We start from the raw sequence: 1,700 nt of genomic DNA, 5'->3' as shown, positions 1-1,700 counted from the left end.
CCATAGGCGATCACCTTGCCGATCATGGAATCGTAGTGAGGCGGGATGAAGTAGTTGTTATAAACATGGGAATCGACGCGGATGCCAGGGCCTCCGGGGACGTGCCAGTTGGTGATACGACCCGGCGATGGCACGAACGTGTAGGGATGCTCGGCATTGATGCGGCACTCGATAGCATGTCCACGGAACTGGATGTCTTTTTGGCGGAACGGCAACTTCTCACCCGCAGCGATGCGGATCTGTTGTTGCACGATGTCGATGCCGGTGATCATCTCGGACACGGGGTGCTCTACTTGCACGCGGGTGTTCATCTCGATGAAATAGAACTCGCCGTTCTCAAACAAGAACTCGAACGTACCTGCACCGCGATAGCCGATCTTGCGACAGGCCTCAGCACAGCGTTCGCCGATTTTGTCGCGCAACTTTGGATTAAGGTGGTAGGCAGGCGCTTCTTCGATGATCTTTTGGTGACGACGTTGCATAGAGCAATCGCGCTCGCCCAAGTACACGGCATTGCCATGTTGGTCGGCTAGGATCTGGATCTCGATGTGACGCGGGTTCTCCAAGAACTTCTCCATGTACACCATGGGATTGTTGAAGGCGGCTTGAGCCTCGGTCCTTGTCATGGTCACCGCATTGAGCAATGCAGCTTCAGTGTGCACCACGCGCATACCGCGTCCGCCACCGCCACCGGAGGCTTTGATGATGACTGGGTAACCGATGAAGCGAGCAGTCTTGATGATCTCAGCGGGATCGTCTGGCAAAGCACCTTCGACGCCGGGTACACAGGGCACGCCCGCTTTTTTCATGGCGCTCTTGGCGGAGACTTTGTCGCCCATAAGGCGAATCGTCTCGGCACGCGGGCCGATGAAGACGAAGCCGGATTTCTCTACGCGTTCGGAGAAGTCTGCGTTCTCGGACAAGAATCCATAGCCGGGGTGGATGGCTTGCGCATCGGTCACCTCAGCGGCGCTGATGATGGCGGGGACATTGAGGTAGCTCAGGCTGGAACTTGCGGGCCCGATACAGACGGATTCGTCCGCCAACTTCACATACTTGGCGTCTGCATCTGCTTCAGAGTGGACAGCAACTGTCTTGATGCCCATTTCGCGGCAAGCGCGCTGGATACGTAGCGCGATCTCGCCGCGATTGGCGATAAGGATCTTTTCAAACATGATCGGGGTCTCCGGCGGAGCGGGTGTTTTGGGTTTACGTTCGAAGACGGCCATGATGCTTAACCGATGATGAACAGTGGTTGGCCGAATTCGACGGCTTGGCCGTTCTCGACCAAGATAGCCTTGATCACGCCACCCTTGTCCGCCTCGATCTCGTTCAACAACTTCATCGCTTCGATGATGCAGATGGTGTCACCTGCATTCACGGTCGAACCGACATCGACGAATGATTTGGCGCCGGGAGAGGCTGCGCGGTAGAAACTACCCACCATTGGTGATTTTACGATGTGGCCTTCAGGTGCGGCTGGGGCAGCAGGTGCGGCGGCAACAGCAGGCGCGGCAGCCGGTGCCGCAATTGGCGCAGCGGCGTAGTGATGTTGCATGGCGGGAGCGGAAACTGAGCTCATGCGTGAGATACGCACATGCTCTTCACCTTCGGTCAATTCCAGTTCAGCGATGCCCGAGTTCTCAACGAGTTCAATCAGTGTCTTCAGTTTGCGTAGATCCATTTTTATCTCCTCACAG

Annotated in this window: 2 protein-coding genes; both read right to left on the bottom strand. The window is 56.5% G+C overall.

Annotated elements, in window-relative coordinates; genetic code table 11:
- A partial coding sequence (gene accC / locus WA070_RS19175) for an acetyl-CoA carboxylase biotin carboxylase subunit (RefSeq protein ID WP_422635514.1) occupies nt 1-1,175 on the bottom strand: 1,175 nt, incomplete at its 3' end.
- Between the two features lie 59 nt (nt 1,176-1,234).
- On the bottom strand, nt 1,235-1,700 hold a 466-nt coding region (accB, locus tag WA070_RS19170), incomplete at its 5' end, for an acetyl-CoA carboxylase biotin carboxyl carrier protein (protein WP_422635513.1).

The sequence above is a fragment of the Sphingobium sp. genome (assembly GCF_049304695.1).
Taxonomy (GTDB): domain Bacteria; phylum Pseudomonadota; class Alphaproteobacteria; order Sphingomonadales; family Sphingomonadaceae; genus Sphingobium.
This window is presented reverse-complemented; position numbering and strand designations above follow the sequence as displayed.